Below are 25614 nucleotides of genomic sequence, written 5' to 3' on the forward strand. Positions count from 1 at the left end.
GCCTTAAACAAATGTTTAAGAACATCGAATTTCGGTGGTCGTCATTCGGGCCTTGAGATGGCCATTTTTATTCGCGAGACTGTATTTTATATCTCCAGATTAGCAAAAAATCGAGGATCGAATGTCAGAAAAGACGGCTCCAGTTCACACCAATACGGGGACCCGCAGCGCCAGCTGGGCCAAAGCAGGTCTTGCCGCACTGGTGATTGCAGGCCTTGCCAGTTGTACCTTTACCCAAACCAGTGACGTCAGCAATCCACTTGTCCGCAAGGCATCATGGTTTTCTTATCTTAATGCCGATGATCTTCGTCAGGCCTGTGCAGCCGGCGATGCAGAAGGGCAAATTCGCATTATTTATAATGCCGAGTATTACAAGGAAGTCCGCGTCTTTGAATTAACGCCGTATCCCGGGTTTGAGGAATTCAATCTGACCACCCGCGTGTTCGGGCCGATACAGGTCAAGGAAATCAATGTCGAGGTCAATGCACCGCTTGGTGCGTTTGGGGGCGAAGAGGCCGTTGATCGCATTGACCGCGATTCTTATCTCGCCATCACCGATGCGCTTCAGGCCGAAGGTTTCGGAACGCAAAACCGTGATGGTCTGCGTCTGTATTCCGATGATTTTTACTGGGTCGCCATAGGGTGCTCTTCGGGTGGCATAACGTTGGGTACCTGGGCATCAGGTGTGGATGATTTGCGTGCCCTTAAGTTCCCGGAAGTTCTGGCAAACCTTTCTTCGGTTGAAAAAGACCTTCCGGAGCCGCCTGCCGCTGAAAACGCACGATCGCAATCGGCGGCACAGATGCATCATGTCCAGAACAGCGACTCCGGTGAGTTTTACAGAACCGTGCGCGGAAATACGCTTCGCTAGGGTACGAAAATGTTGCAACCGGGCGATGGCGTGACGTGTTCATGTTATTGCCCGGCCTGTTAAATTTATTGCAATGCAGCAAAACTGTGGGCTAATGCCTTGATCAAGTTGCTGTTTTAAAAATTTCGTGGAATTCCGGCGTTTTCCGTTGGAGATATGCTGGGAAATATGGCGTATTTGTCACTAAACTGTACTTGACGAGGCGGGGTAATTCCATCTAGGGTTATGTTGCAATGCAACATTGATCCGGATAGATATTCCGGTGATCAGGAGGTTGAGGCAATGGCTGATTCCAAAAAGAAACTAGCCGGGAAAACTGCAACCAAGCAGGCTTCCGCGTCGTCACCCAAAACTGTAGCAGCTTCAGTCCCGTCGGCAGGGGAGTCTGCGCCTGCCAAGCGGAAGGTAATGACATCTTCCGAGATAGAAGCCGCAGCTCAGCAGCCGACGGCGGAAGCGCAAAAGGCATCGCCTTCACCATCGCCCGATACGGTAAAGACGCCGAGTGACGGTACGTCGACCAAAGCTGCAGGTCAGGCTGCTTCGTCTGAAACGGTCGCTAAGGGTGAGGTATCTGCTGCCAAAACGCCGGTCAAAGATGCCGCGTCGGCCGGTGCTTCCGAAAAAAATGCAGAGTCCCCGAAACCTGCCAAGGCTGAGACATCTTCGCCATCTGGGCCTGCATCAAAGCAGGCTGAATCTGCCACGAAACCTTCCGTTGCGAATTCCGGGGCCGCGCGACCTGCTAGTGAGGTGACACCGCCAGCAAACAAGTCGACAGCGCCCAAATCCCCCACCAAAAGCGAAAAGGCCAATACTGTGAGCACGAAACCCAAAACTACGGCAACCAGCAAGTCTGCCGCTTCCGCCGCCCCGAAAAAGAAAACCGTTGCCAAGTCTGCGCCGAAAAAGGCTGCTGCGGCACCGGCAAGTACGGCATCGAAATCTGCACCTGCGCCGAAGGCCGCGGCACCCGCGACGTCTGAGAAATCGGCTGCACCGGCAACCGTGGTGGCAGAGTCTGCTGTCTCCAAGCCTGCGGCAACGCCGGCCACGACCCAAACCCCAGCCAAGTCCACTGCAACCGCAAAATCGGTTGATGTCAAACCGAAGGCAGAGCCAAAGCAGGGCGACGTTTTTGGCTTTGGTGCATTGTTCATCGACGGAACGGGGATGGAGCCCTATTTCGAACTTTGGAAGACGCCAGAGGTCGAAGCAATGGTCACTGCTGGCAATGAGGCATTCGAAGAAAGTGTTTCTGCTGCCAATGAGGCATTCGGCAAGATCTTTGAAACCATGACTGGTCAGGCCGATGTTTTTTCCGGTGCCGGGTCGCGGGTTGCTGCTCAGTATGAAGAGCTGCTTGATACCCAGAAGAAAAGTTTCGAGGAAGTTTGGCAGGCAACCATGGCGATGTTTGAAAAGACCGGTGGCATTGGCACCGAGCTTTCGACGTGGATGCAAAAAGAATTTGAAGCCTCGCAGGAAGATCTTGATGAGTTGACCAAGGTTGAAAGTCTTGCAGACCTTCAGGAGCTGCATTCACGCATCGTCAATCGCTGCTATGAAAGCAGTGTGGCCGAAGGTGAAAAGATGCAGGAACTGATGTTTTCTGCCTTTTCGGACGGCCTGAATGCCATCAGCAAGGCAACGAATGTTACGCTGAAATGAGGCAATGGATGCATGTTGGATATCCCAGCACCTTCCAGTCCCGAGCGGGTATGGCTTTTAGCCATGCCCGTTTTTTTATGTATCTTTTCGCGTCCCGGATAATTTTGGAGTGACAATAATCACGAAGTTTGTCGCCTGATCTTGCAGTGCGTTATTCGCAGCCTAAATGAATCGAAGATAGACAACGAACGAAACTCGGATGCACAATAAATTCCTAGTGAGAACCGCGTAGCGGACTTTGAAAGAGTTTGGCAATGACCTATCATGGAGATCATGCAGGAAATAAGGGTTCCGGTAAGTAGACGATGACTGAACAGGATAATGACGGCACTGATCTGCCGAACACGGGGATCGTAACAAAGACACGGCCCAAGACCAAAAAGCCGTCCATGTACAAGGTGCTGTTGCTGAATGACGACTATACTCCGATGGAGTTCGTCGTTCACGTACTGGAACGGTTTTTTGAAAAAGGACGTGAAGAAGCCACCGAGATCATGCTTCAGGTGCACCGCAAGGGTGTCGGAGTGTGCGGTGTATTCACCTACGAAATCGCAGAGACCAAAGTAAACCAGGTCATGGACCTGGCCCGCCAGAATCAGCATCCGCTGCAGTGTACCTTAGAGAAGGAGTGACATATGCTATCGCGCAATCTTGAGGAAAGCCTGCACCGTGCGCTCGCATATGCGTCGGAGCGCAGGCATGAATATGCCACTCTTGAACATCTTCTGTTATCGCTGACCGAAGATCAGGATGCGCTGGCAGTGCTGAAGGCCTGCCGGGTTGATATTGATCGGCTGCGCTCCGATCTGCTGGAATTCGCCGATAGCGAGCTTTCCGGCCTGATCAGTGCGCGTCTGGTAGATCCCAAACCGACCGCCGGTTTCCAGCGCGTGATCCAGCGCGCTGCAATCCACGTCCAGTCTTCCGGCCGCGAGGAAGTGACCGGTGCCAACGTGCTTGTTGCCCTGTTCTCTGAACGGGAATCGCACGCGGTTTACTATCTGCAACTCCAGGATATGACGCGTCTCGATGCGGTAAACTACATTTCACACGGTATCGCCAAGGCGACCGAACTTAATGAGCGCCGCATCCCGCGCGGTGCCGATGAAGAGCCGGTTGCAGGCATGTCGCCAGAAAGCGACGAAAGCGGTCCGGCCGAGGGCGAGGCGCTTAAAGCCTATTGTGTGAACCTTAATGTCAAGGCGCAGAGCGGCAAGATCGATCCGCTGATCGGTCGCCAGAACGAGATTGACCGCACCATTCAGGTTCTGTGCCGTCGTACCAAGAATAACCCGCTTTATGTCGGTGATCCCGGCGTTGGTAAAACCGCCATCGCCGAAGGGCTGGCGCGCCGTATCAACGATGGCGATGTGCCAGAGGTTCTTGAAAACGCGACGATCTTTGCCCTTGATATGGGCGCACTTCTGGCCGGTACGCGCTATCGTGGGGATTTCGAAGAACGCCTGAAGGCTGTGGTCAAGGAACTTGAAGAGTACGAAGGTGCTGTTCTGTTCATTGATGAAATTCACACCGTGATCGGTGCTGGTGCGACGTCGGGCGGGGCAATGGATGCCTCGAACCTTCTGAAACCGGCACTGGCAAGCGGGTCGCTGCGTTGCATCGGCTCAACCACCTACAAGGAATTCCGGGGGCACTTTGAAAAGGACCGCGCCCTTGTGCGTCGTTTCCAGAAAATCGATGTCGAGGAACCGTCAGAAGCCGATACCGTCAAGATCCTCAAGGGGCTCAAGCCCTATTACGAGGAACACCATCAGGTCAAATATACCAACGAAGCCCTGCGTTCGGCGGTTGAGTTGGCATCGCGCTACATCAGTGACCGCAAGCGGCCCGATAGTGCAATTGACGTGATTGATGAGGTTGGCGCATCGCGCATGCTGGTTGCACCCAGCAAACGCAAACGCACGGTGAGCAAGCGTGATGTCGAGGAAATCGTCGCCAAGATCGCCCGCATCCCACCAAAATCGGTTTCAACCGATGACCGCAAGGCGCTGGCAAATCTTGAGCGTGACCTGAAAACGGTTGTGTTTGGCCAGGACAAGGCAATCGAAGCAGTTGCCAGTGCGATCAAACTGGCCCGTGCAGGTCTGCGTGAGCCGGAAAAACCGATTGGCAGTTATCTGTTCTCGGGGCCGACCGGCGTTGGTAAGACCGAGGTCACCAAGCAGTTGGCAACGGTCATGGGGATCGAGTTCATCCGCTTTGACATGTCCGAATACATGGAACGCCACAGCGTATCACGCCTGATTGGTGCGCCTCCCGGCTATGTCGGGTTTGACCAGGGTGGTCTTCTGACCGATGCCGTTGATCAGCATCCGCATGCGGTTGTGCTGCTTGACGAGATCGAGAAAGCCCATCCGGACCTGTTCAATATTCTTCTGCAGGTCATGGATCATGGCAAGCTGACCGATAACAACGGCAAAACGGTTGATTTCCGTAATGTTGTGCTGGTCATGACGACCAATGCCGGTGCATCTGACATGGCCAAGCCGCCGATCGGCTTCAAACGTGAAATGCGTGTTGGCGAAGATGAAGAGGCGATCAAGCGCACCTTCTCGCCCGAATTCCGTAACCGTCTGGATGCGGTTATTCCTTTCGCCAACCTGCAGCCGGAAGTCGTCAAGATGGTTGTCGACAAGTTCATCCTGCAGCTTGAAGCACAGCTGGCGGATCGCAATGTCTCGATCGAGCTGACCGAAGCAGCGCGGGCCTGGATGGCAGAGCGCGGCTACGATGCGGCCTTCGGGGCGCGTCCGTTGGGCCGTGTCATTCAGGAACACGTTAAAAAGCCGCTCGCCGAAGAGTTGCTGTTTGGCAAGCTTTCGAAGGGCGGGGCTGTGCTGGTCGATATCGAAGACGATGCTGTTACCTTCCGTTATCCGGAAGATGAGAATGGCGAGAAACAACAGAAAAAAGATCCGGAAATGGCCGGTTAAAATGGACCTTTTTCGGTTTTCAGGTTGTTGTTAATGATTGGCAGTATAGATTGGTGCCCGGGGATATCGTTCCCTGGGCATAATCATATAAAGAACGCCAGAATATCATGAGCCAGGCTGCACAACGAAAATTTCGGAACGAAGTCGAGGAGTTCCTATCCAGACTTGAGCTGCGTGCGCGAAAGTTGATCGCGCTGGCCAATACGCTTGAAAAGAACGCTGACAAGTCCGACGTCACCGGTTATCGCCCGTTTCGTGAGGAAGTCGACAACTTCAAGGCGTTGTCTCTGGTGATTATGGAGCGGATGAACAAGCTCGAATCCCATCCCAAAAAAGAAGAACTGGAAAAACAGTTTCACAAGCTTCAGGTCGTTATGCTCAGGATTGTCATCAAGACGAGCCTGAAATTCTTCTTTGTCATGAGTGCAAAGGAAAACCTTCCGCTTGGTGCGCGCGAAATGTTCCAAAGTGAACTCAGGACCCTTTATGAGGCAGAGCGGATGATCTCCGATCCGCGCTATATCAGTCAGCTCGACGACTCTGCAAAGGACGACCTTGAGATCGCGAAATCCATTCTCGAAGAAATCATCGAGAAGGCACCAGCGCTTCTGAACTTCAATAGTCGGACGAAGAAAAAACGCGCTAAGTAGGTGTATAAGCTTACTGAAAATTATGCAGCTCTAATTCTCTCCGGTATATTTTTGCAAAATGCAAACTTATTAATTCGCATTTTGCAATTTTTGCATTTTGAAATGCAAAGATTATCAGGTAATGTATTTCAGTCATGTGGGATTGCGACCGGAATTTCCCGAAAAACCACGGTTTTTTGAGAGGGTTATAAAGTTGGCACGCATCCTGCTTATGGCAGCATGGACAGTTGTTCTTTGCAGGGGCGCGTTTCGCGCCTGGAACAACGTAATCTTCTGCAGTTTGCTCGTGTCCCAACCAAACTCAGCGGCGGTTTTTACCGCCGCTTTTTTCTTGCCTGATTTCTGGCCTCCTCCCCCAACCGCCATGTCTAGTCCGGTCGCATGTTGTTTCTATGCGCGCAATCCACATATAGAAAATGTGGAAGCTCCTCTCGTGCGGTTCCACATCGCTATAGATTCTAAAAAAGGTTGTATTTGTTTTTTACCTTTTGTATAAGAATCTATACTAATAGATAGTATTGATCTGCCATTGGCATAGACTGGGGAGTGAACGAATGAAATTCAAAAGTGGTGTGGCTTTGGCCGGTATGCTCGCAGCGACAGTTTTTGTTCTGCCACATGCTGCTTTTGCCAAGGCAGAGTTGCCAGGGGACCCCAATGTACTGATCACGGATGAAGTGATTAGAAACATTCGGGAATGGTTGGCAAATCCGGTTGTTGAACTGTCCATCAGTTCGCAGAACAAGTTGCGCACGGACATGACACAGGAACAGATTGATGCGGCCGATCTGCAGTGGCGCGCTGAACGCGAAGCGGAAGATCAGCCGTTGGTTGCAGCAATCCTGACCAACCCGCTGTCGAGCTACCTCACACAAGTTCAGGCACGCTCCGGTGGTATGTTTGCAGAAATCTTTGTGATGGACGCCGTTGGCCTGAATGTCGGGCAAAGCTCCATCACGTCCGATTTCTGGCAGGGGGATGAAGCGAAGTTTCAAAATACCTATCCGAATGGTCCCGACGCCGTGTTCATCGACGAGGCCGAATATAACGAGGGGGCCGATGCTTGGCTTGCCCAGCTCAACATGACCATGAGCAATGCAGATCGTCAGCCGATCGGTGCCGTGACCGTTGAGGTCAATCTCAATGAACTCGCGCGTCGCCGCGGTCTGTAGGGAGAAATACGATGAAATTCTTTGAGAACCTCTCTATCCCGGCAAAGCTGATGAGCTGCTTTGCCATTATGATCGCGGTAATCCTGATGGTGGCTGGCGCAGGCGTTTTTTCGACCATGCAGGTCAGCAACGCCAATGATCAGCGCGATTATCTCTCGAAATTTGAACGCGACTATCGCGACCTTGATCGCGCCTATCTTGTCGCACGTCAGGAACTTATCTACTTCCTGACGACTGGCGACCGCGCTGGCTTGGCTGGGTATGAAACAGCGCGCGAAGAGATCGACATTCGCATCGATGTTCTCAAGACATATGCGTCAATCAGCCCGGAAATCGCTACCTTGATTGATGAAATGGATGGGGCGATTGTCCGTTGGGAAGAAATCGCAGCGCAACAAGCGCAACTAATGCGCCATTATCTGACGGTTAACCATGCGCGTGCGATTGAAGCATCGGGCGAGCCGCGTGAACTATCAGACCAGGTCACTACGGTTGCAAGCGAGCTTGCCAAGAATATCGATCAAATGATTCTCGATGTTGAGGCAGAAGTCGCCCAAGCCATGCAGATATTCCAAGTCACGCTTGGTGTTGGCGTCGTTCTACTTATCATCATGGCTGTGCTGTTTGGTGGTACCTTGTCGCGGATGATTGCAACCCCGATTCGTAAGATGACCGACGCCATGGGTAAACTGGCTGCTGGCAATCTTGACATCGAAACGCTTGACATGAAACGCGCCGATGAAGTGGGGGCCATGGCTAAATCCCTTGAAGTCTTCCGGGAAAACGCACGTGAACGTGCCCGCATGGCCGAACAGGAAAAAGTCGAAGCCCAGCGTCAGGTTGAACGCACCCAGCGCATGGGAACGCTTACCAAGGGCTTTGATGAAAAAATCCAGGATGTTCTGCATGCGGTGAACGCAGCCCTTGATGATGTCCGTTCGGCATCCGAGACGCTGACATCACACGCACAACGCGCCAACCAGGATGCGCAGGACGTGGCCGAGCAGGCGCAAGAGTCCTCGACCAACATCGAAACTGTTGCATCTGCAACCGCTCAGTTGTCGGCATCTATATCTGAGATTTCCTCGCAGATTGCCCGCGTGACCGAAATCACGCAGGAAGCGGTCGGTCAGACAGAGCGCACCAACGAGCGTGTTGAAAAACTCAATGAAGCGGCACAAAGCGTTGGCGAGGTGGTCAATCTGATCAGTGACATTGCCGATCAGACCAACCTGTTGGCATTGAACGCAACCATCGAGTCCGCCCGTGCGGGCGAAGCCGGCAAAGGCTTTGCGGTGGTTGCCGGTGAGGTCAAAAACCTTGCATCCCAGACGGTCAAGGCAACCGAGCAGATCACGGCCAAGATCGCCGAGATGCAAAGCGAAACCGGCGCTGCTGCCGAGGCTGTGCGTGGCTTTGCCGACACCATCAACAAGATTGATGAACTGATGTCGGTTGTCGCCAGTGCGGTGGAAGAGCAGGGCGCTGCAACCGAGGAAATCTCGCGCAGCGTCGAAGGGGCGGCGAACGGTAACGTTGCCATTACCAATGCAGTCAAAAGCGTTGCCAGTGCAACCACCGAAAGTGGTGACCTTTCCAGTGGCCAGCTTGACAGTGTCGGGCGATTGGCAGCCGCCAATGACGAACTTCGCAGTCACGTTAACGGCTTCCTGAATGACGTCCGTACTGTCTGACGCCTAAGACATATCAATACCAAAAGGCGCGGGAATTTCCCGCGCCTTTTTTGTTTGGGGTATCCGGGGCCGGGTTACGACCCTGATGGTTCCTTGCGATAGGGGCTGTGTTCGGAAAGGATGTAATCGCGGTCCTGACTGATGTGGTTGCGCTCCTGGGTCAAAAATTGCGCGACCGCGCGTTTCAGTCCCGGATCCGCAATCAGATGGGCGGAATGGGTTATTACCGGTTCATAGCCGCGCTGGATTTTATGTTCGCCCTGTGCCCCGGCCTCGACGGTTTTAAGGCCATGCTCAATCGCAATATCAATGGCCTGATAGTAACAGGTTTCGAAATGCAGAAGTGGCGTACGGTCGATCGTCCCCCAGTTGCGGCCATAAAGGGTTTCACACCCGATCAAGTTAAGAGCACCGGCCACCATTTCGCCGTCATTGAATGCACAAATCAGCACCGTACGATCACGCATACGGTCATGCAGAAGATCGAAGAATTCCCGCGTCAGATAGGCCTGTCCCCATTTGCGGTCGGATGTATCGCGATAGAAATGATAAAACCGGTCCCAATGATGCGGTTTCAAATCATCGCCACGCAGTGCCTTGAAACTGTATCCGGCCTCCAGAACCTGCTTGCGTTCCTTGCGCAGGTTTTTACGTTTGCGCGAATTCAGTGCGCCCAGAAAATCATCGAAATTCTGATAGTCGCGATTGCGCCAGTGATACTGCATGCCCGTGCGCGCCAGAAAACCTGCCTGTTCCATCAGCTGGCTTTCATCGCCGCTGCAAAACGTGACATGCAGTGTCGCCATGCCAAGCTTTTCCGGCAGTATCGTCATGCCACTGATTAAGGCGTTGCGCACGCTGTCAGGATCTGGGTAATCCTTGGCGACAAGAAGCCTCGGGCCCGGCACTGGGGAAAATGGCACAGCCGATTGCAATTTGGGGTAATAGCGCCCACCGGCACGTTCATAGGCCTCTGCCCATGACCAATCGAAAACATATTCGCCATAAGAATGGCCTTTGACGTAAAGCGGCACAATCCCGATGACATCACCAGTCTCATCTTCTGCGACAAGGTGAAACGGTTGCCAGCCGGTTTCAGCAGTAGTTGATCCGCTGTCTTCCATTGCGGACAGGAAGGCAAAGCTGACAAACGGGTTGTCAAACCCGGCACACTTGTCCCACTGGGCCTGTCCGATTTGATGAATATCGGTGACGGTTTTGATTTCGACAGCCAAATCTGAATTCCTGCAGATGGTCCCCAGGCGCCCGGTTTAACTCCCGAGGCCTTATTTTTATACGCATTAGCCGGTATATGCGTTCAGAAGATAGGCGCAATGCGCATTTACGCAAGGGAAAGCCTTTGACGGAAGCGCATCTAAGTCCTATTTCATTGTGCCACAGGCCATTTGGAATGGGTCTGAAAACGGCTCGGGGATTTTCCCGTGTCGCCCTCGCGAAGAAAAGGATGGTGCGCCGTGAACAGCAAACTTTCGTTGGAGAAGGACAAAATCAAGGTTGTCCTGCTCGAAGGTATCCATGAAAACGCTGTAAAGATGTTCAAAGAGGCCGGCTACTCTAATGTCGACCATTACCCTGCTGCGCTCGACGCGGACGAACTGAAGTCCGTTGTCTCCGAAGCGCACTTTTTGGGCATTCGTTCCCGTACCAAACTGACCGAAGACGTTATCGAAGCTGCGTCCAAGCTGACCTCGATCGGCTGTTTCTGCATCGGCACCAACCAGGTTGATCTGCAGGCCGCTGCGATGCGCGGTATCCCGGTGTTTAACGCACCGTATTCCAACACCCGTTCGGTTGCCGAACTGGTGCTGGGCCAGATCATCATGCTGCTGCGTGGTATTCCCAAACGTAACGCAGCCGCCCATGAAGGCGACTGGCTGAAAAATGCCCATGGCTCATACGAGGCACGTGGCAAGACGCTTGGTATCATCGGCTATGGCCATATCGGTTCGCAGCTTTCGGTGCTGGCGGAATCGCTTGGCATGAATGTCATTTATTTTGACGTCATCAATAAGCTTGCCATGGGCAATGCCAATTCCTGTTCGTCGATGGATGAACTGCTTGCCAGATCGGATGTGGTATCGCTGCATGTTCCGGCCAACGAGCAGACCAAGAACATGATCACGGCAACTGAGCTCGCCAAGATGAAAAAGGGCGCACACCTGATCAATGCGGCACGTGGCAATGTCATCGTGATCGAAGATCTGGCGGCCGCCCTTGAAAGCGGCCATCTGGCCGGTGCGGCGATTGACGTGTTCCCGGTCGAACCGGCCGGCAAGGATGAAAAATTCGAAAGCCCGCTGCGCGGTATGGAAAACGTCATCCTGACCCCGCATATCGGTGGTTCGACCCAGGAAGCACAGGAAAATATCGGGATCGAGGTCGCAGACAAGCTGATCACCTATTCCGATAACGGCTCGACCCTGGGGGCTGTGAACTTCCCGGAAGTATCACTTCCGGTCAAGGATCGCACCCATACCCGCTTCATGCACATTCACCGCAACGTTCCGGGCGTGCTGCTTAAGATCAACGATGTGTTTGCCCGTCGCGGCATCAACATCAGCGGCCAGTATCTGCGCTCAGAAGGCGGTGTCGGCTATGTGGTGGTTGAAGTCGACGAGGAAATCAAACCGGGCGAGGGCGTTCGCAAGGAACTCTCGGCGATCGAAGGCACCCTTCGCGTGCGCTTCCTGTTCTGATCGGAACCGGTTTAATAAAATAAAAAAGGGCGGGTGCCAGATGGTGCCCGCCCTTTTTCCGTTTTGTGGTGTCTCTGTGTTGCTTACAGCTTGCGATACATGACCAATGCATCGGTTTCGCCCAATGTCGGGTGCATGAAGGCACCGGGCAGGCGCCCGACAATCTCAAACCCAAGCTTTGGCCAAAGATGTACCGCGACGGCGTTACTGGCGATGACGAAATTGAACTGCATCGCGCGGTATCCAAGATCCTTGGCACGGACCAGCGAATCTTCACACATGCGCCGCGCAATGCCCCGACCACTGGCGGCAGGGGATGTCATGTAGCCGCAATTACAAACATGCGATCCGCCGCCGCCCTGATTTTGGCGGATGTAATAGGTGCCAACGATCTTGCCGTCTTCCTCGGCAACCAGTGTGACCTTGTCCTTTCCCATCCAGTAGGCGATGACGTCGTCGTCACTTAGATTGCTATCAATGGCATAGGTATCCCCGGCCCGAAGGATGGGGGCGACAATTTCCAGAATGGCGGGAATGTCGTTGTCGGTGGCGGGGCGAATTTGCATGGGGTGCTCGTCTTGGCGTGAAGGTCAATCGGCTCGGCCGAACTCAGGAGGGCGCGTGTGGCTTACTATCGCCGCCTGTCAGGGTTTCTTCAAGGATTTCGGGATCGACTTCAAACGGAAGGTTGGCGCGCCCCGTCAATGCCTTGGCCAGCTCGTTGCGATACCGTTCGCGCGGGATTTCCTCGACCCCGAACTGTTTGAGGTGATCATTGACGAACTGCGTATCAAGCAGGCTGTAGCCCCCCTGACGCATCAGCGCGACCAGATGGACGAGGGCGACTTTTGATGCATTGGTCGCGCGTGAAAACATGCTTTCACCAAAGAACGCCTTGCCCAGACTGACACCATACAAACCACCAACCAGCTCGCCGTCTTTCCATGCCTCTATCGAATGCGCGCAGCCCATCTTGTGAAGCGCACAATATGCATCAAGGATGTTGCTGTTAATCCAGGTGTCATCGCGGGTATCGGTGGGCTCCGCACAGGCGCGGATGACCTCGGGAAAGGCCCGGTCGACATGGATCTTATAGGTGCCCTTGCGCACAGCCTTGCGTAGGCTGCGCGGGACATGAAACCCGTCAAGCGGCAAGACGCCGCGCCACTCCGGATCAATCCAGTACAGGGTTGGATCATCATGGCTTTCGGCCATTGGAAACAGCCCGACGGAATAGGCGCGGATCAAAAGATCAGGGGTCAGCTGGTTTGACATGATCGCAGTGATAATTGCTTTGATCCTGTTTTTCTGGTGGTTGTTTACATATGAGTGACCCGGTCGCATGCGACAAGGTCGTTACCATTTCCAGTTTGAACCGGTCCCTTATAATAGGGAAGCGCGATTAAATTTTTGATTTAAATCTCAAACGAAAAACGGGAACCCGAAGGTTCCCGTTTGGAATAGGCTTAGGCGCTGATCACAGCGTTTTATTCATGCCCATGAACTTTTCCAGCCAGTGGATGTCATAATCCCCTTTCTGGATGTCCGGGTTGGCAAGAAGTGTTTGATGCAGCGGAATGGTGGTTTTGATGCCGCCAATCGCGTATTCGGCCAGTGCACGACGCAGACGCATCATGCATTCTTCACGGTCGCGACCATGAACAATCAGCTTTGCGATCATGCTGTCGTAATAGGGCGGGATCGAATAACCGGTGTAAATACCGCTGTCGACACGAACGCCCAGTCCGCCAGGTGCATGATATTCCTTGATCTTGCCCGGTGACGGGACAAAGGTCTGCGGGTCTTCGGCGTTGATGCGGCATTCAATGGCGTGACCATGAATTTCAAGGTCTTCCTGCTTGAATGACAGCTCAAGACCAGCTGCAACGCGGATCTGTTCGCGCACAAGGTCAACACCGGAAATCATTTCGGTGACCGGGTGTTCCACCTGAAGGCGGGTGTTCATTTCGATGAAATAGAACTCGCCATTTTCATAGAGGAACTCGATGGTGCCGGCATTGCGATACCCCATGCCGATCATGGCATTCGCAACCGTGGAACCGATCCGTTCGCGTTCTTCGGGCGTCAGGGTCGGAGACGGGGCTTCTTCAAGCACCTTCTGGTGGCGGCGCTGCAAAGAGCAATCGCGTTCAAACAGGTGAACGGCGTTGCCGTGCGTATCCCCGATGACCTGCAATTCGATGTGGCGCGGTTTGCCAAGGTACTTTTCCATGTAAACGGCGGCATTGCCAAAGTTCTGCAATGCTTCCTTACGGGTCATGGAAAATGCTTCGGCAAGGTCTTCTTCGCGCTCAACCACTTTCATGCCACGACCGCCGCCGCCGCCTGATGCCTTGATCAGGACCGGAAAACCGATCTCCTTGGCACATTTGCGGGCTTCGTCAACGCTGGTGATTTCACCATCAGATCCCGGAACACACGGAATACCAAGCTTTTCGGCCGTCTGTTTTGCCGTGATCTTGTCGCCCATCATGCGGATATGTTCCGGCGTCGGGCCGATGAAGGCAAAGCCGTGCTCTTCGACCATGGAGGCGAAATCAGCGTTTTCCGACAGGAAGCCGTAGCCCGGATGGATGGCCTCGGCCCCGGTGATTTCAGCAGCCGAAAGAATGGCCGGAATATTCAGATAACTGTCTTTGGATGCTGCCGGGCCGATGCAGACCGATTCGTCGGCCAGACGCACATGCATGGCGTCCGCATCAGCAGTGGAATGCACCGCGACAGTTTTGATGCCCATTTCGCGGCAGGCGCGCTGAATTCGAAGCGCGATTTCGCCACGGTTGGCAATCAGGATTTTGTCGAACATGCGGTTGATACCCCGGCTTATTCAATAATGACTAGCGGCTCGTCATATTCGACCGGATGGCCGTCGGTCGCGATAATCTGGGTGATCTTGCCAGATTTTGGTGCGCGGATCGGGTTGAAGGTCTTCATCGCTTCGATCAGCATCAGGGTCTGGCCTTCGGCAATGCTTGCGCCGACCGAGATGAACGGAGCCGCACCCGGTTCCGGTGCAAAATAGACAACGCCGACCATCGGCGATTTAACCGCACCCGGATGGGAGGCGGCATCAGACGGCGCCGCAACAGCCGGCGCGGACGCAGCCGGAGCAGCCGGCGCCATAGCCGGAGCAGCAGCAACCATGGTGCCCTGACGGGCGACGCGAATACGGTTGTCACCTGCGGCAACTTCAATTTCGGTCAGATTGGTGTCGTCCAGCAGCTCGGCGAGCTGGCGAATGGCGTCATTGTCGATGTTGAACTTGCTCATTTCGATATCTTTATGATGGTGTGTGGATCAATCCGCGCATGGCATCCAGGGCGTTCTTGGTGCTCCGGGAGCCAAAGCCGTAGATCATGCCGTTTGCAGCTTTCGAGACGTTTAAATCGTGTCTGAATGCATTCCGCTTTTGAATATTGGACAGATGAATCCCGAATTTCGCCATGAACAATGCGGCGAAAGATTCAAGGATCGCAACCGATGTGTGCGTATATGCCTTAGCATTGCCAAGAATGCCAGAGTCTTCTTGTCGGTTTTGCCTAAAACCAGTCAACTCGTTCACTTCCATTCTTGCTTCGAAGCATCCATCGCGCATCAGTCCGCAGGGTGTCTCGACCGTTCAGGAATGCCCGAACCGCGAAGCAATCCGCTTCTGAATGCCCAACATTTGGAGTTGCGTTTATAACACGACCAAAGTCTGACGCAACTTTGCATTGGCCTTTGCAACGCGGCCTTGATGCTTCCGGGGTGCATGATTGACCGGCAAGGCGAGCTTGCCGGGCCATCAACACCAAAAAGCCATGCAAGACGGCTTGCTTCGGGCGAGCGTGCTGCGCATACTGCGCGGCAATTGTGAATAATTTGATACCACATGGATGAAACGAAAAGATGCGTCTTACGATCAACGGTGAAGACCGCACCATCGAAAATGCTGGAAACGTTGCCGAACTTCTTGGCGAGCTTGGAATCGCCCAGACCAAGGTCGCAGTTGAACGCAATCTGGAAATCGTTCCCAAGACGGCCTATGGCGAAACCCTGCTGGCCGATGGCGACAAACTTGAAATCGTGCATTTTATCGGCGGTGGGTCACATGAAGCAGGCCTGGCCGCGGCAGACGATGACGGTTTCGTTGTTGCGGGCAAGAAATTCTCGTCCCGCCTGCTGGTGGGGACCGGTAAATACAAAGATTTTGAGGAAACCAAAATCGCGATCGAGGCATCCGGTGCCGAAATCGTCACGGTTGCCGTGCGCCGCGTGAACCTGACCGACCCGAACCAGCCGATGCTGGTCGATTATGTCGATCCGAAAAAATACACCTATCTGCCCAATACGGCCGGCTGTTTTACCGCCGATGATGCTGTGCGCACCTTGCGTCTGGCACGCGAAGCAGGCGGCTGGAATCTGGTGAAACTTGAAGTGCTGGGCGATCAGGCCACACTTTATCCCAATATGCCCGAAACGCTTAAGGCGGCCGAAGCCCTGATCAAGGACGGCTTTGATGTCATGGTGTATTGCAGCGACGATCCCATTCAGGCCAAGATGCTTGAAGATATGGGCTGCTGCGCGATCATGCCGCTGGGCTCTTTGATCGGTTCTGGCATGGGCATTTTGAATCCGGTCAATATTGCGCTGATCAAGGAAAACGCCAATGTGCCGGTTCTGGTTGATGCCGGTGTCGGCAGTGCATCCGATGCCGCAGTTGCCATGGAACTGGGCTGTGACGGTGTCTTGATGAATACCGCAATCGCCGGGGCTAAGGACCCAATCCGTATGGCGCGCGCCATGAAACATGCCATCATTGCCGGGCGTGAATCCTTCCTGGCTGGGCGGATGCCCAAAAAGAAATACGCCGATCCGTCATCGCCACTGGCCGGGATTATCTAGGCGATATCCTTGCGATATGTTGTAATGCAAAAGGCCGTTTCACTATCGAAACGGCCTTTTGCTTTTTCATTGAGACCACGAAACAACAAAACTGCACATGTTGGCGTTTTGTGTTTGGTCAGGTCGTCTTGATCAGGACGCGTCTTTCAGTCCGGCATCGACCAGTGCATTGACACGCTCCATATCCGCACCCGAAACCATGGTGCCATTGATCAGGAAGGCCGGGGTGCCGGAAATACCAACAGCGCGCGCCATGCTCGAATACTGTGCCAGCATGCCGGTGATTTCGGGCGCCTTCATGTCTTCAAGCATCTGTTCAACATCGATGCCAACGCCTGCGGCCAGTTCATTGATACGGTCCTGATCAAGCAGACCACGGTTGGTCATGAAGGCTTCGTGGGCTTCCATGTATTTGCCCTGTTTGTCGGCGGCGAGTGCAGCACGCGCGGCAAGGGTGCTTTCCTCGCGCAGGATCGGGAATTCGACAAAGATGGTGCGAACCTTGCCGTCACTGTTTTCGGCAATTTCCTTCACGCCATCAAAGGCGCGCTTGCAATAACCGCAGTGGTAATCAAAAAACTCGATCACGGTTACTGGCGCATCAACCGGACCGACCGAGGGAACGGAACTGTCAGCAACCAGCGCATCCCAGACAGGGGTGATGGCTTCTGCCTGCTGGCGGGCCTGTGCGGCCGCTTGCCAGGATTGGACATTCTGGATCGCGCGCAAAAGAACATCCGGGTTATCAAGCAGATATTGTTCAATAACGCCTTCGATTTCGGTTTTCTGTGCAGCGCTCAGGCTATCCTGTGCAAAGGCAGCCTGCGCACCAAACAGCATGCCGATACCAAGTGCTGTGCCAGCAAGAAAGCGTTTTGCGATATGGGAGTTCATTGGACGTCCTTTTGTCTCTGGCCAGTGTGTAATGCTGTGGTCCTGACCCTGATGAAATGTGATGGTTTTTGATACGTGATCTCGTTGCTAACGTGAAAGTAAAATATGCGTTAGATGTATCACACTATTCTGTGCGGCGATGTGATCATCGCCCGAAACAATGCCAATCCATACAAGGCGCACCTCGTTGGCCTCGGCTTCGGGCCAATATCGCCGATAAAGCGTCGCCAGATCAAAATATTCGCGGTGCCATTCACCGTAGCGCACTTCATACTGGCCAACGGCGATACGGACTTCCTGATCCATGGTTGGTTTGCCGGAACCAAGGTCGCTTTCTGTCCAGCTTCCCTGTGCCTGCCGTCGGAAACCAAGCACCAGTTCAACATCCCCGACTTGGGCCGCACTGTTGAATTGCCAGTCAAACGACAAAAACGGTGAGGCCAGCACGATTACATTTGTCCGCCGACCGATTTCAAATGCCCCCATGCCGGGGCGCGCGGCAAGGGCGATGCGTCCGTCCTTGTCCTCCCAACCAAGCGGGGCCGGGTTCACGTCAGACTTTTGATTGACCTGCCAATAGCGCGGCGGGTTGGACAGTGAAAAAGGCGCATACAGTAGTTTCAGGTCACCACTGACATCCACACCAGCGCCCGGCAGGCTGCAACTTGCCATGCCGAGAGATCCCAGCACGACCATTACAGACGCCAAAACCCTTCTGGATGTGAAGGCGCGCGCGGCCCGCGGCTTGGCGCGCAGAGCGGGCGAAGACGTCAATTGGCGGCGTCCTTGCCCGGTACACCATCAGGATTGGTCGCCTGAAGAATGTCCTGCGCACGAACCCATGTGGCCGTACCCTTTTCAAGCTTCCGGTCGGCTTGAACCGCATGATAGCTCGCCGCTTGCCGGTCACCGGTCAAAAGGCTGTATTCCGCCTGCGAAAGGGACGCTTCGCCTTCGTTGCCAAGACGGTTTTCAACAATCGCACGGAACCGCCATGCCGATGCATTGCCGCGTTCGCGCGACAGTACCCCGATCAGGTTTTCCTTGGCCGGTGCCAGATAGGCCTCATCGCCGGTTTCAATCATTGCATGCGCCAGAAGAAGTCGGATCAGTGGTGCACCGTTTGAAAGTTCAGCCGACTTTTGCAGCGGTGGGATGGCATCGCGCGCACGCCCGAATTCGAGAAGAATCTGGCCTTTCAGTTCTTCGAAATAGGGATTGGACGGTTCCTCGGCGATCAGCCCTTCGATAATCTCAAGCGCGGGCTCAAGCTGCGAATCCCGGTAATAGGCGATCGAGCGGGCATAACGTGCGGCAATGCTCGTATCGCTTTCGGGATAGGTGCGCATGGTATTTTGAATATGGTTGGTAAAGGCAAACAGCTTGGCGCGCATGCGGGCATGGCGCTCATACAGATCCGGGCTGACCTTTGCATCCTTGAGTGACGAGTTGGACACATAATTTTCAAGGAAATCGACACGTTCGACGGTCAGTGGGTGGCTGCGCAGATACGGGTCCTGGCTTGCGGTACTCAGCAATTCCTGACCTTCAAGCGTCTGCATGAATTCCAGCATCCCGCGCGATGAAATGCCTGCTTCTGTTAAATACTTCACACCGGCCTGATCGGCACTGCTTTCCTGGGTCCGCGAATAGGCAAGGAAGTTACGGGTGGCCACGTTCTGACCGCCCAGAATGGCGGCAGTACCGACGTCGGAGCGCCCCGCAGCAACACCGGCAGCAACACCGGCAATTGTGGAAAGAATCGAGATTGCAGACGCATTGCGCAACTGGTCATGAACACGCGAAAGATGGCCGCCCGATATGTGGCCGGTCTCGTGGGCAACAACGCCGATAACCTGTTCGGGAGTCTCTGCTTTTAACAACAGCCCAGTATTGATAAAAAGCTTTTGGCCCCCGGCAACAAATGCGTTCAAGCTGTTGTCGGAAACGATATAAATGGACACGCCATTCGGATCGAGGCCCGCTGCCCTGAAAATGGGCGTGGCATACATCCGAAGGGTTTCCTCGATCTCTGTATCGCGGATAAAAGAACGACCCTGCGCGAAAACCGTGCTAGGCAGGGCAACAAGGAAAATGGCAGTGAGAGTAATAATGCGTCTGAGCAAAATGTGCGTTCCATATTTTCGTTCGACTGATGTCGGTTCCGTGCCGACGCGCAAGCCATCATGGCGGATCGCGGTCGCAATCGCAATGACTGCCGGTCTTGCCGCATGTAGTGCTAATGAAACAGAAAATCTTGGTCAAATAGGGGCAGTGTCCGGTTATTTCGGTGGTGTGGTCGCTGATGAGCCACGTGCCGTCCGGAATGCACGGGATGTTTTGTCTGCCGGTGGCACGGCTGCGGACGCTGCTGTGGCGCTTTACGCCACCATGACCGTGACCAAGCCATCTGTTGCCGGCATTGGCGGTGGCGGGGTTTGTGTTGTGCATGACCGCGCAACGAAAAAGGTCGAAGTTCTTGATTTCTGGCCACGTCCGGGCACACGCACCGGTTCCGATCAGACGCCAACCACCATCCCGACCGTCCCGCGCGGCCTTTATGCGCTGAGCGCACGTTATGGTCGTTTGCAGTGGGGCTCGCTGATCAGTGCTGCCGAACAATATGCCCGCCTTGGCGTGCCGGTATCGCGGTCGCTGGTTAAGGATATCGAGGCAAACCGTTCCCGGATTGAAGCCAGCCCGGCATTGCGCGCCACCTTCATGCCGGATGGCAAGATGCTTGAAGTCGGTGACCGTATCCGTGCGGTCAATCTGGCGGCGCTTCTGACGTCACTGCGCGTCAAGGGACCGGGCGAGTTTTATAGCGGTGCGTTGGGGGCTGATATCGCCAACGCTGTCACTGCGGCGGGCGGGACACTTAGCGCCGATGATATGCGTACCTATCGCCCGCAGTGGAAAACCGCGACCGAGGTCAAGGTTGGTAATGAAACGCTTTATCTGGCCTATCCGCCGCGATCCAACACTGGCGCTTCGATCATTACCGAGGGCAGCGAACTTGCCGATTTCCTGAACCGTTATCTGGCAGATATCGCATCGGGTTCTGAAGCCGCACAGGCTGGTGCTGGCCGCAGTGGCTTTGTCGTTGTCGACCGCGCAGCCAATGCTGTTGCCTGTGTCACCACCATGAACAAACCGTTTGGTGCGGGTCTTGGCGCAGATGCGTTTGGCCTTAATCTGGCTGCAGGGGATGCGAACATGATTTCAACCCCGCTGATGGGCCCGGCATTGATGGTGAACCCGTTTGTCTGGGAATACTATTACGGCATTGCCGGCACGGGCACGCCGGCCGGTGCGACCAAACAGATCGCCACCATGGCCGAAGATCTGATTGGTACTGGTGCTGCATCTGGTATTTCGATGAATTCCGATGAGGTGTCTTCGGTCAATGTCATCAAGTGCCTTGAAGGCACACCACCCCATCCGGAAAGCTGCCAGTTCCTTGCCGACCCGGCAGGTGGCGGCATGGCCGGAACCCGATAATCAAGAAACCAACCAACAGGGCAGGGGACATCCTGCCCTGTTGTTCTTAAACACATTTCAGGACCCCACAAATGGCATTGAAACAATCCCTTCGTGGTGCAATTTCGCCCTTTATCGTGATGGATGTGATGCGCGCAGCCAATGCGCGCGAAAAGGAAGGCAAGGCTGTCTATCATCTTGAAGTCGGCCAACCCGGAACCCCGGCACCGCGCAAGGTGCGCGAGGCCGCTGCGAAGGCGCTCGAGTCCGATTTGATCGGCTATACCAACGCCATGGGTATTGATCCGCTGCGCGAAGCCATTGCCGGGCATTACAAAACCAAATTCGGTGTTTCGGTCGATCCGGCACGGGTTTGTGTCGCCAGTGGCTCGTCATCGATCTTTGTGCTGGCGTTTTTGGCAGCCTTTGATGCCGGTGATCGTGTTGCGATGGCAGCCCCCGGTTACCCGGCCTACCACAACATCCTAAGCGCACTGGGTATTGATACGATCAATCTGCCGGCCGGGCCGGAAACCCATTATCAGCCGACGGTTCAGATGCTGCGTGATCTGGATGAACCGGTTGATGGTCTGATCGTTGCCAGCCCGTCAAATCCGGCGGGCAGCATGATTGATGTTGAAACCTATCGCGAACTGGCAAACTATTGCCGCGAAAACGGCATTCGCCTGATCAGTGACGAGATCTACCAGGGAATTTCGTTTGGCGATGTGGCCGAATGCACCGCGCTTGAATTCGGTGATGAGGCGATCATCATCAACAGTTTCTCGAAATACTTTTCCATGACCGGCTGGCGTCTGGGTTGGGCGATTGTCCCGCCCGATCTTATGCGCGCGGTCGAATGTCTGCAGCAGAACCTGTTCATCTCGGCCCCGGCGTTGTCGCAGCTGGCCGCGGTGGCCGCCTTCGAGTGCGAGGACGAGCTACAAGCCAACATCGCGGCCTATGCGCGCAATCGTGAAATCCTGCTGGACGGGTTGCCCAAGGCGGGCTTCACCAAGTTTGCCCCGGCGGACGGCGCATTTTACCTCTATGCCGATGTGCGCGATCTGACCAATGACAGCGAAGCGTTCTGTAAACAGATGCTCGAAGAAACCGGCGTTGCCACGACACCGGGGACGGATTTCGACCGCATGCGCGGCAAGGGTTATGTGCGCTTCTCGTTCGCGCATAGCGAAGACACCATGATCGGTGCGGTCAAGGCGCTTCAGAACTGGAAACGCTGACCTTTCAATAGATCACGACGAAAAAAGGGCTGCCTGATGGGCAGCCCTTTTTGTTTCTTCAGATGCCCGGTCTTATCGACCGAGGCTCCACCAGCCGCGTTTCTTCGGCTTCGGTTTTTCGTCTTTTGCCGGTGCAGGCGCCGGTTCAGCTTTCTCAGCCTTGGCAGGCTCGGCGGCTTTCGGCTCGGCCGGCTTTTCTACAGGCTTCTCAGCAGGTTTTTCTGCCGTTTTTTCGACCGGGGCTTCTGCCTTTGGCGTTTCTTTCTTCGGTGCCGGTGCGCTGACTTCTGCCGGGGCAGATGCCGGTGCGCTTGCGGCTTCCGGTTTCGCTTCCGCCTGGGTTTCAGGCTTTGCTTCCGGGGCCGGGCCAGACTGGATCGGGATGTTTTTCACATCACCACGATCTTCATCACCGTCATTGCGATCAGAACGGCTGTTGCGATCACGGCGATTGCGGCGATTGTCATTGCGATCACGACGCGGACGGGCCGGGGCCGGGGCAGTGGTGCTGCGGGTACGACCGGCACGAACGCCTTCCTGATCAAAGCTATCCGCATCCTGACCTTCGCTGTCGGCGTCGATCACGGTGTTTTCATCCGTGCCGTCCGGTGCTTCGTGATCACGATTGCGGCGTGCTGCCGTCAGGGCCGGATCATCTGCCGGTGAACGGGTGCGGTTGCCATCAAAGTCCTGACGACGCGAACGACGGCGACCACCACGCTTGCCACGACGGCGGCGCTTGCGATTGCTTTCGTCATCATCGTCATCATTATTGTTGCCATCTGCATTATCAGATGCGCCATCGCTGTCGTCTGATGCTTCCTGCGGTTGATCATTGTTGCGATCATCGCGGTCATCATTGCGGCCACGGCGACGACGACGGCGACGACGGCGCTTGCCGCCCTGATCGTCGTCTTCGTTGCGTTCGATTTCGTCGTCTTCTTCTTCGAGATCAACCGGGTTTTCGATCGCGGTCAGCGACACACTGTCGGTATTGAGAACCGCAGAAACCTCTTCGACCTCGTCACCTTTTTTCGCGCGTGTACGCTCGATACGGTGATCAGGTGAAATCAGGCTGTCATCGCCAAAGATCATGACGCTGAAGCCGTAACGGCTTTCGATCTCGCCAAGCGAGTCACGTTTGCGGTTCAGGATATAAAGCGCAACTTCACTGGCAACATGGACGGTCAGTGCGCCGGAACGGCGACGCATGCCTTCTTCCTCGATCACGCGCAGCAGGTGAAGGGCTGCACTTTCAATCGAACGGACAAGGCCGACACCACGGCAGTGGGTGCAAACTTCAAATGCGCTTTCGACGAGCGACGGGCGCAGGCGCTGACGCGACATTTCAAGCAGACCAAACGGGCTGATACGGCCGATCTGAAGACGCGCACGGTCGTTGCGCATTGCTTCTTTCAGCTTGCGTTCGACAGATGCCTGATTGCGGTGGTCTTCCATGTCGATAAAGTCGACAACGATCAGACCGGCAAGGTCACGCAGGCGCAGTTGACGTGCGAGTTCTTCGGCCGCTTCAAGGTTGGTCTTGTAAGCGGTTTCTTCGATGTTGCGTTCACGGGTCGAACGGCCGGAGTTAACGTCAACCGCGACCAGTGCCTCGGTCGGGTTGATAACAAGATAACCACCGGATTTAAGCTGTACGACCGGGTTGAGCATCGCATCAAGCTGGCTTTCCACCTGGAAACGGTGGAACAGCGGCACGCCCTGATCTTTGTAGGGCTGCACGCGCTTGGCATGCGACGGCATCAGCATCTTCATGAAGTCTTTGGCAACCCGGTAACCATCGTCACCTTCGACCAGAACTTCATCAACATCACGTGCATAAAGGTCACGGATGGAACGCTTGATAAGGTCGGCTTCTTCGTAAATCAGGCATGGTGCCTGGCTCTGAAGGGTGGTTTCGCGGATACGATCCCACAGGCGCATCAGATAATCGAAGTCACGTTTGATTTCGGCTTTGGTGCGTTCGGAACCAGCGGTACGAACGATAACCGCCATGCCGTCCGGAATCTCAAGCTCGGCCAGAATGGATTTCAGGCGCTTGCGATCCTTGGCATTGGTGATCTTGCGCGAAATACCGCCACCACGCGGGGTGTTTGGCATCAGAACGCAATAACGACCGGCCAGCGACAGGAAGGTCGAAAGAGCCGCACCCTTGTTGCCGCGTTCTTCCTTGACGACCTGAACCAGAATGATCTGGCGGCGTTTGATCACTTCCTGAATTTTGTAGCGTTTCTGAAGCTGACGGCTGTGTGACTCAACGAACTCGTCACCGTCGTCATCACCACCCATATCCTCGATGTCTTCTTCAACATCGGCGGTCGCGTCAAGTGCGGTTACTTCGTTGGCGTCGTCATCGACATCAACTTCAAGCTCGGCGATTTCCGCAGACATGGCGGCATTGCCACCGGTCGGGGTGTCGTCACCGTCCGAACCGTTGTCGTCATTGCCGTCAGAGGATGCTTCTGCGTCGGTGCCAGATGCTTCGACATCATCGCTTTTCTTGCGACGATTGCGCGGGCGACGGCGACGCGGCTTGGCTTCTTCTTCCTCGCCAGAACCGGCATTGTCGGTTGCGGCATCTGACGGGGCAGCGGCCTCGGCCGATGCGGTGGCGTCAGTGTTTTCTGTCTCTGGCGTGTCGGACGCTTCGTCCTTGCTCTGGGCGCGCGGTTTGCGGCGCGAGCGGGAACGCGACGGCTTCTTGTCTTTTTTCGGGCTGTCTTCGGTATCGCCGATATTGTCTTCGACGATTTCGGCGTCCTTGACCTGTGTGTTGCTCTGCTGGGCAAGAGCTTCACGGTCGGCAACCGGAATTTGATAATAGTCGGAATGGATTTCGCTGAACGCAAGGAAACCATGACGGTTTCCGCCATAGTCAACAAAGGCCGCCTGAAGCGACGGTTCTACCCGCGTGACTTTCGCGAGATAGATATTACCCTTGATTTGCTTTTTTGTCGAAGTTTCGACGTCGTATTCTTCTAGGCGATTTCCGTGAATAACAACGACGCGGCTTTCTTCCGCGTGCGTTGCATCGATAAGCATACGTTTGACCATTCGGAACCTGTTCCTGGAGGCCCCGCCAGTTCAATGCTATGGGCGCAATTGCGCTGATATGCAAACAAACCGGCGTGTCCGGAGGCGCCAACCATAAAGGTCGCGATATGTCCTGTATGTATCTGGGTCATCGCGTGTCGGCTGCTCTTCCGGTTGGACCTGGTTTTGGTGTTGAAACAAAAAGAATTAGATTGCGTGTCTTCGAGCGCGCCAAGACAGCCTTTTTAAGGAGGGCTCTATCGGGAGCGGGAATTGCCGCGTCACCGAGACACCGACCGTAAGAACTG

General features: G+C 54.7%; 22 protein-coding genes. 11 read left to right on the forward strand and 11 right to left on the reverse strand.

What is annotated here, in order from left to right:
• The first annotated feature begins 121 nt into the window (after positions 1-121).
• The 5 genes from TH2_RS11475 to TH2_RS11500 all read left to right on the forward strand — a co-directional run bounded on the left by TH2_RS11475 (position 122) and on the right by TH2_RS11500 (position 6146).
• A complete protein-coding gene (locus tag TH2_RS11475) occupies positions 122-871 on the forward strand; it encodes a hypothetical protein (RefSeq protein ID WP_008890598.1) in 750 nt (249 codons plus the stop codon).
• A gap of 819 nt (positions 872-1690) precedes the next feature.
• Positions 1691-2542 (forward strand): phasin family protein, encoded by an 852-nt coding sequence (locus TH2_RS21275; RefSeq protein WP_157194058.1) that lies wholly within the window; start codon positions 1691-1693, stop codon positions 2540-2542.
• A gap of 305 nt (positions 2543-2847) precedes the next feature.
• Positions 2848-3174, forward strand: coding sequence for an ATP-dependent Clp protease adapter ClpS (clpS, locus tag TH2_RS11490; RefSeq protein WP_008890601.1), 327 nt, complete (start codon positions 2848-2850; stop codon positions 3172-3174).
• A gap of 3 nt (positions 3175-3177) precedes the next feature.
• Entirely contained in the window at positions 3178-5496 is a 2319-nt protein-coding gene (gene clpA, locus TH2_RS11495; protein ID WP_008890602.1) for an ATP-dependent Clp protease ATP-binding subunit ClpA, read from the forward strand.
• Between the two features lie 107 nt (positions 5497-5603).
• Entirely contained in the window at positions 5604-6146 is a 543-nt protein-coding gene (locus tag TH2_RS11500) for a hypothetical protein (RefSeq protein WP_008890603.1), read from the forward strand.
• A gap of 132 nt (positions 6147-6278) precedes the next feature.
• Here the strand turns inward: TH2_RS11500 and TH2_RS11505 are convergent, their stop codons facing one another.
• The gene (locus TH2_RS11505) at positions 6279-6512 is read right to left on the reverse strand and encodes a hypothetical protein (RefSeq protein ID WP_008890604.1); all 234 of its coding nucleotides are present in this window, start codon (positions 6510-6512) and stop codon (positions 6279-6281) included.
• 188 nt (positions 6513-6700) lie between these two features.
• Between TH2_RS11505 and TH2_RS11510 the strand changes: the two genes are divergently transcribed.
• A complete protein-coding gene (locus tag TH2_RS11510; RefSeq protein WP_008890605.1) occupies positions 6701-7318 on the forward strand; it encodes a hypothetical protein in 618 nt (205 codons plus the stop codon).
• A gap of 11 nt (positions 7319-7329) precedes the next feature.
• Positions 7330-9012, forward strand: a complete 1683-nt coding sequence (locus tag TH2_RS11515) for a methyl-accepting chemotaxis protein (RefSeq protein ID WP_008890606.1) — start codon at positions 7330-7332, stop codon at positions 9010-9012.
• Between the two features lie 74 nt (positions 9013-9086).
• Here the strand turns inward: TH2_RS11515 and TH2_RS11520 are convergent, their stop codons facing one another.
• Entirely contained in the window at positions 9087-10247 is a 1161-nt protein-coding gene (locus TH2_RS11520) for a GNAT family N-acetyltransferase (RefSeq protein ID WP_008890607.1), read from the reverse strand.
• A 240-nt stretch (positions 10248-10487) separates the two neighbouring features.
• Here TH2_RS11520 and serA point away from each other — a divergent pair, with 240 nt between their 5' ends.
• Positions 10488-11729, forward strand: a complete 1242-nt coding sequence (gene serA / locus TH2_RS11525) for a phosphoglycerate dehydrogenase (RefSeq protein WP_008890608.1) — start codon at positions 10488-10490, stop codon at positions 11727-11729.
• 83 nt (positions 11730-11812) lie between these two features.
• On the opposite strand, the gene TH2_RS11530 is transcribed toward serA, so the two are convergent.
• The 5 genes from TH2_RS11530 to TH2_RS11550 form a co-directional block, all read right to left on the reverse strand.
• Positions 11813-12295, reverse strand: coding sequence for a GNAT family N-acetyltransferase (locus tag TH2_RS11530; protein ID WP_008890609.1), 483 nt, complete (start codon positions 12293-12295; stop codon positions 11813-11815).
• Between the two features lie 43 nt (positions 12296-12338).
• Positions 12339-13004, reverse strand: coding sequence for a leucyl/phenylalanyl-tRNA--protein transferase (aat, locus tag TH2_RS11535; RefSeq protein WP_008890610.1), 666 nt, complete (start codon positions 13002-13004; stop codon positions 12339-12341).
• 202 nt (positions 13005-13206) lie between these two features.
• On the reverse strand, positions 13207-14556 hold the full coding sequence (gene accC / locus TH2_RS11540; protein WP_008890611.1) for an acetyl-CoA carboxylase biotin carboxylase subunit: 1350 nt from the start codon (positions 14554-14556) through the stop codon (positions 13207-13209).
• Positions 14557-14573: 17 nt separating this feature from the next.
• The gene (locus tag TH2_RS11545) at positions 14574-15020 is read right to left on the reverse strand and encodes an acetyl-CoA carboxylase biotin carboxyl carrier protein (RefSeq protein WP_008890612.1); all 447 of its coding nucleotides are present in this window, start codon (positions 15018-15020) and stop codon (positions 14574-14576) included.
• A 10-nt stretch (positions 15021-15030) separates the two neighbouring features.
• The gene (locus TH2_RS11550; protein ID WP_008890613.1) at positions 15031-15318 is read right to left on the reverse strand and encodes a type II 3-dehydroquinate dehydratase; all 288 of its coding nucleotides are present in this window, start codon (positions 15316-15318) and stop codon (positions 15031-15033) included.
• Between the two features lie 320 nt (positions 15319-15638).
• Between TH2_RS11550 and thiS the strand changes: the two genes are divergently transcribed.
• Positions 15639-16634 carry a sulfur carrier protein ThiS gene (gene thiS, locus TH2_RS11555; RefSeq protein ID WP_008890614.1) on the forward strand — a complete coding sequence of 332 codons (996 nt, stop codon included), beginning with the start codon at positions 15639-15641 and terminating at the stop codon, positions 16632-16634.
• Positions 16635-16766: 132 nt separating this feature from the next.
• On the opposite strand, the gene TH2_RS11560 is transcribed toward thiS, so the two are convergent.
• The 3 genes from TH2_RS11560 to TH2_RS11570 form a co-directional block, all read right to left on the reverse strand.
• On the reverse strand, positions 16767-17528 hold the full coding sequence (locus TH2_RS11560; protein WP_008890615.1) for a DsbA family protein: 762 nt from the start codon (positions 17526-17528) through the stop codon (positions 16767-16769).
• Positions 17529-17615: 87 nt separating this feature from the next.
• Entirely contained in the window at positions 17616-18302 is a 687-nt protein-coding gene (locus TH2_RS11565; protein WP_157194060.1) for a hypothetical protein, read from the reverse strand.
• Complete coding sequence (locus TH2_RS11570; protein ID WP_338010102.1) at positions 18299-19708, reverse strand: M48 family metalloprotease; 1410 nt, start codon at positions 19706-19708, stop codon at positions 18299-18301. Before TH2_RS11570 ends, TH2_RS11565 begins: the two co-directional genes overlap by 4 nt.
• On the opposite strand from TH2_RS11570, the gene TH2_RS11575 reads away from it, so the two are divergent.
• Together TH2_RS11575 and TH2_RS11580 are read left to right on the forward strand one after the other, a co-directional pair.
• Positions 19641-21029, forward strand: coding sequence for a gamma-glutamyltransferase (locus TH2_RS11575; protein WP_008890618.1), 1389 nt, complete (start codon positions 19641-19643; stop codon positions 21027-21029). The two genes, TH2_RS11570 and TH2_RS11575, sit on opposite strands and share 68 nt — an antisense overlap.
• Positions 21030-21100: 71 nt before the next feature.
• Positions 21101-22252, forward strand: a complete 1152-nt coding sequence (locus TH2_RS11580) for a pyridoxal phosphate-dependent aminotransferase (RefSeq protein WP_008890619.1) — start codon at positions 21101-21103, stop codon at positions 22250-22252.
• 72 nt (positions 22253-22324) lie between these two features.
• On the opposite strand, the gene TH2_RS11585 is transcribed toward TH2_RS11580, so the two are convergent.
• Positions 22325-25327, reverse strand: coding sequence for an Rne/Rng family ribonuclease (locus tag TH2_RS11585; protein ID WP_008890620.1), 3003 nt, complete (start codon positions 25325-25327; stop codon positions 22325-22327).
• Between the last annotated feature and the right edge of the window lie 287 nt (positions 25328-25614).

It is taken from the genome of Thalassospira profundimaris WP0211, assembly GCF_000300275.1.
Lineage (GTDB): Bacteria > Pseudomonadota > Alphaproteobacteria > Rhodospirillales > Thalassospiraceae > Thalassospira > Thalassospira profundimaris.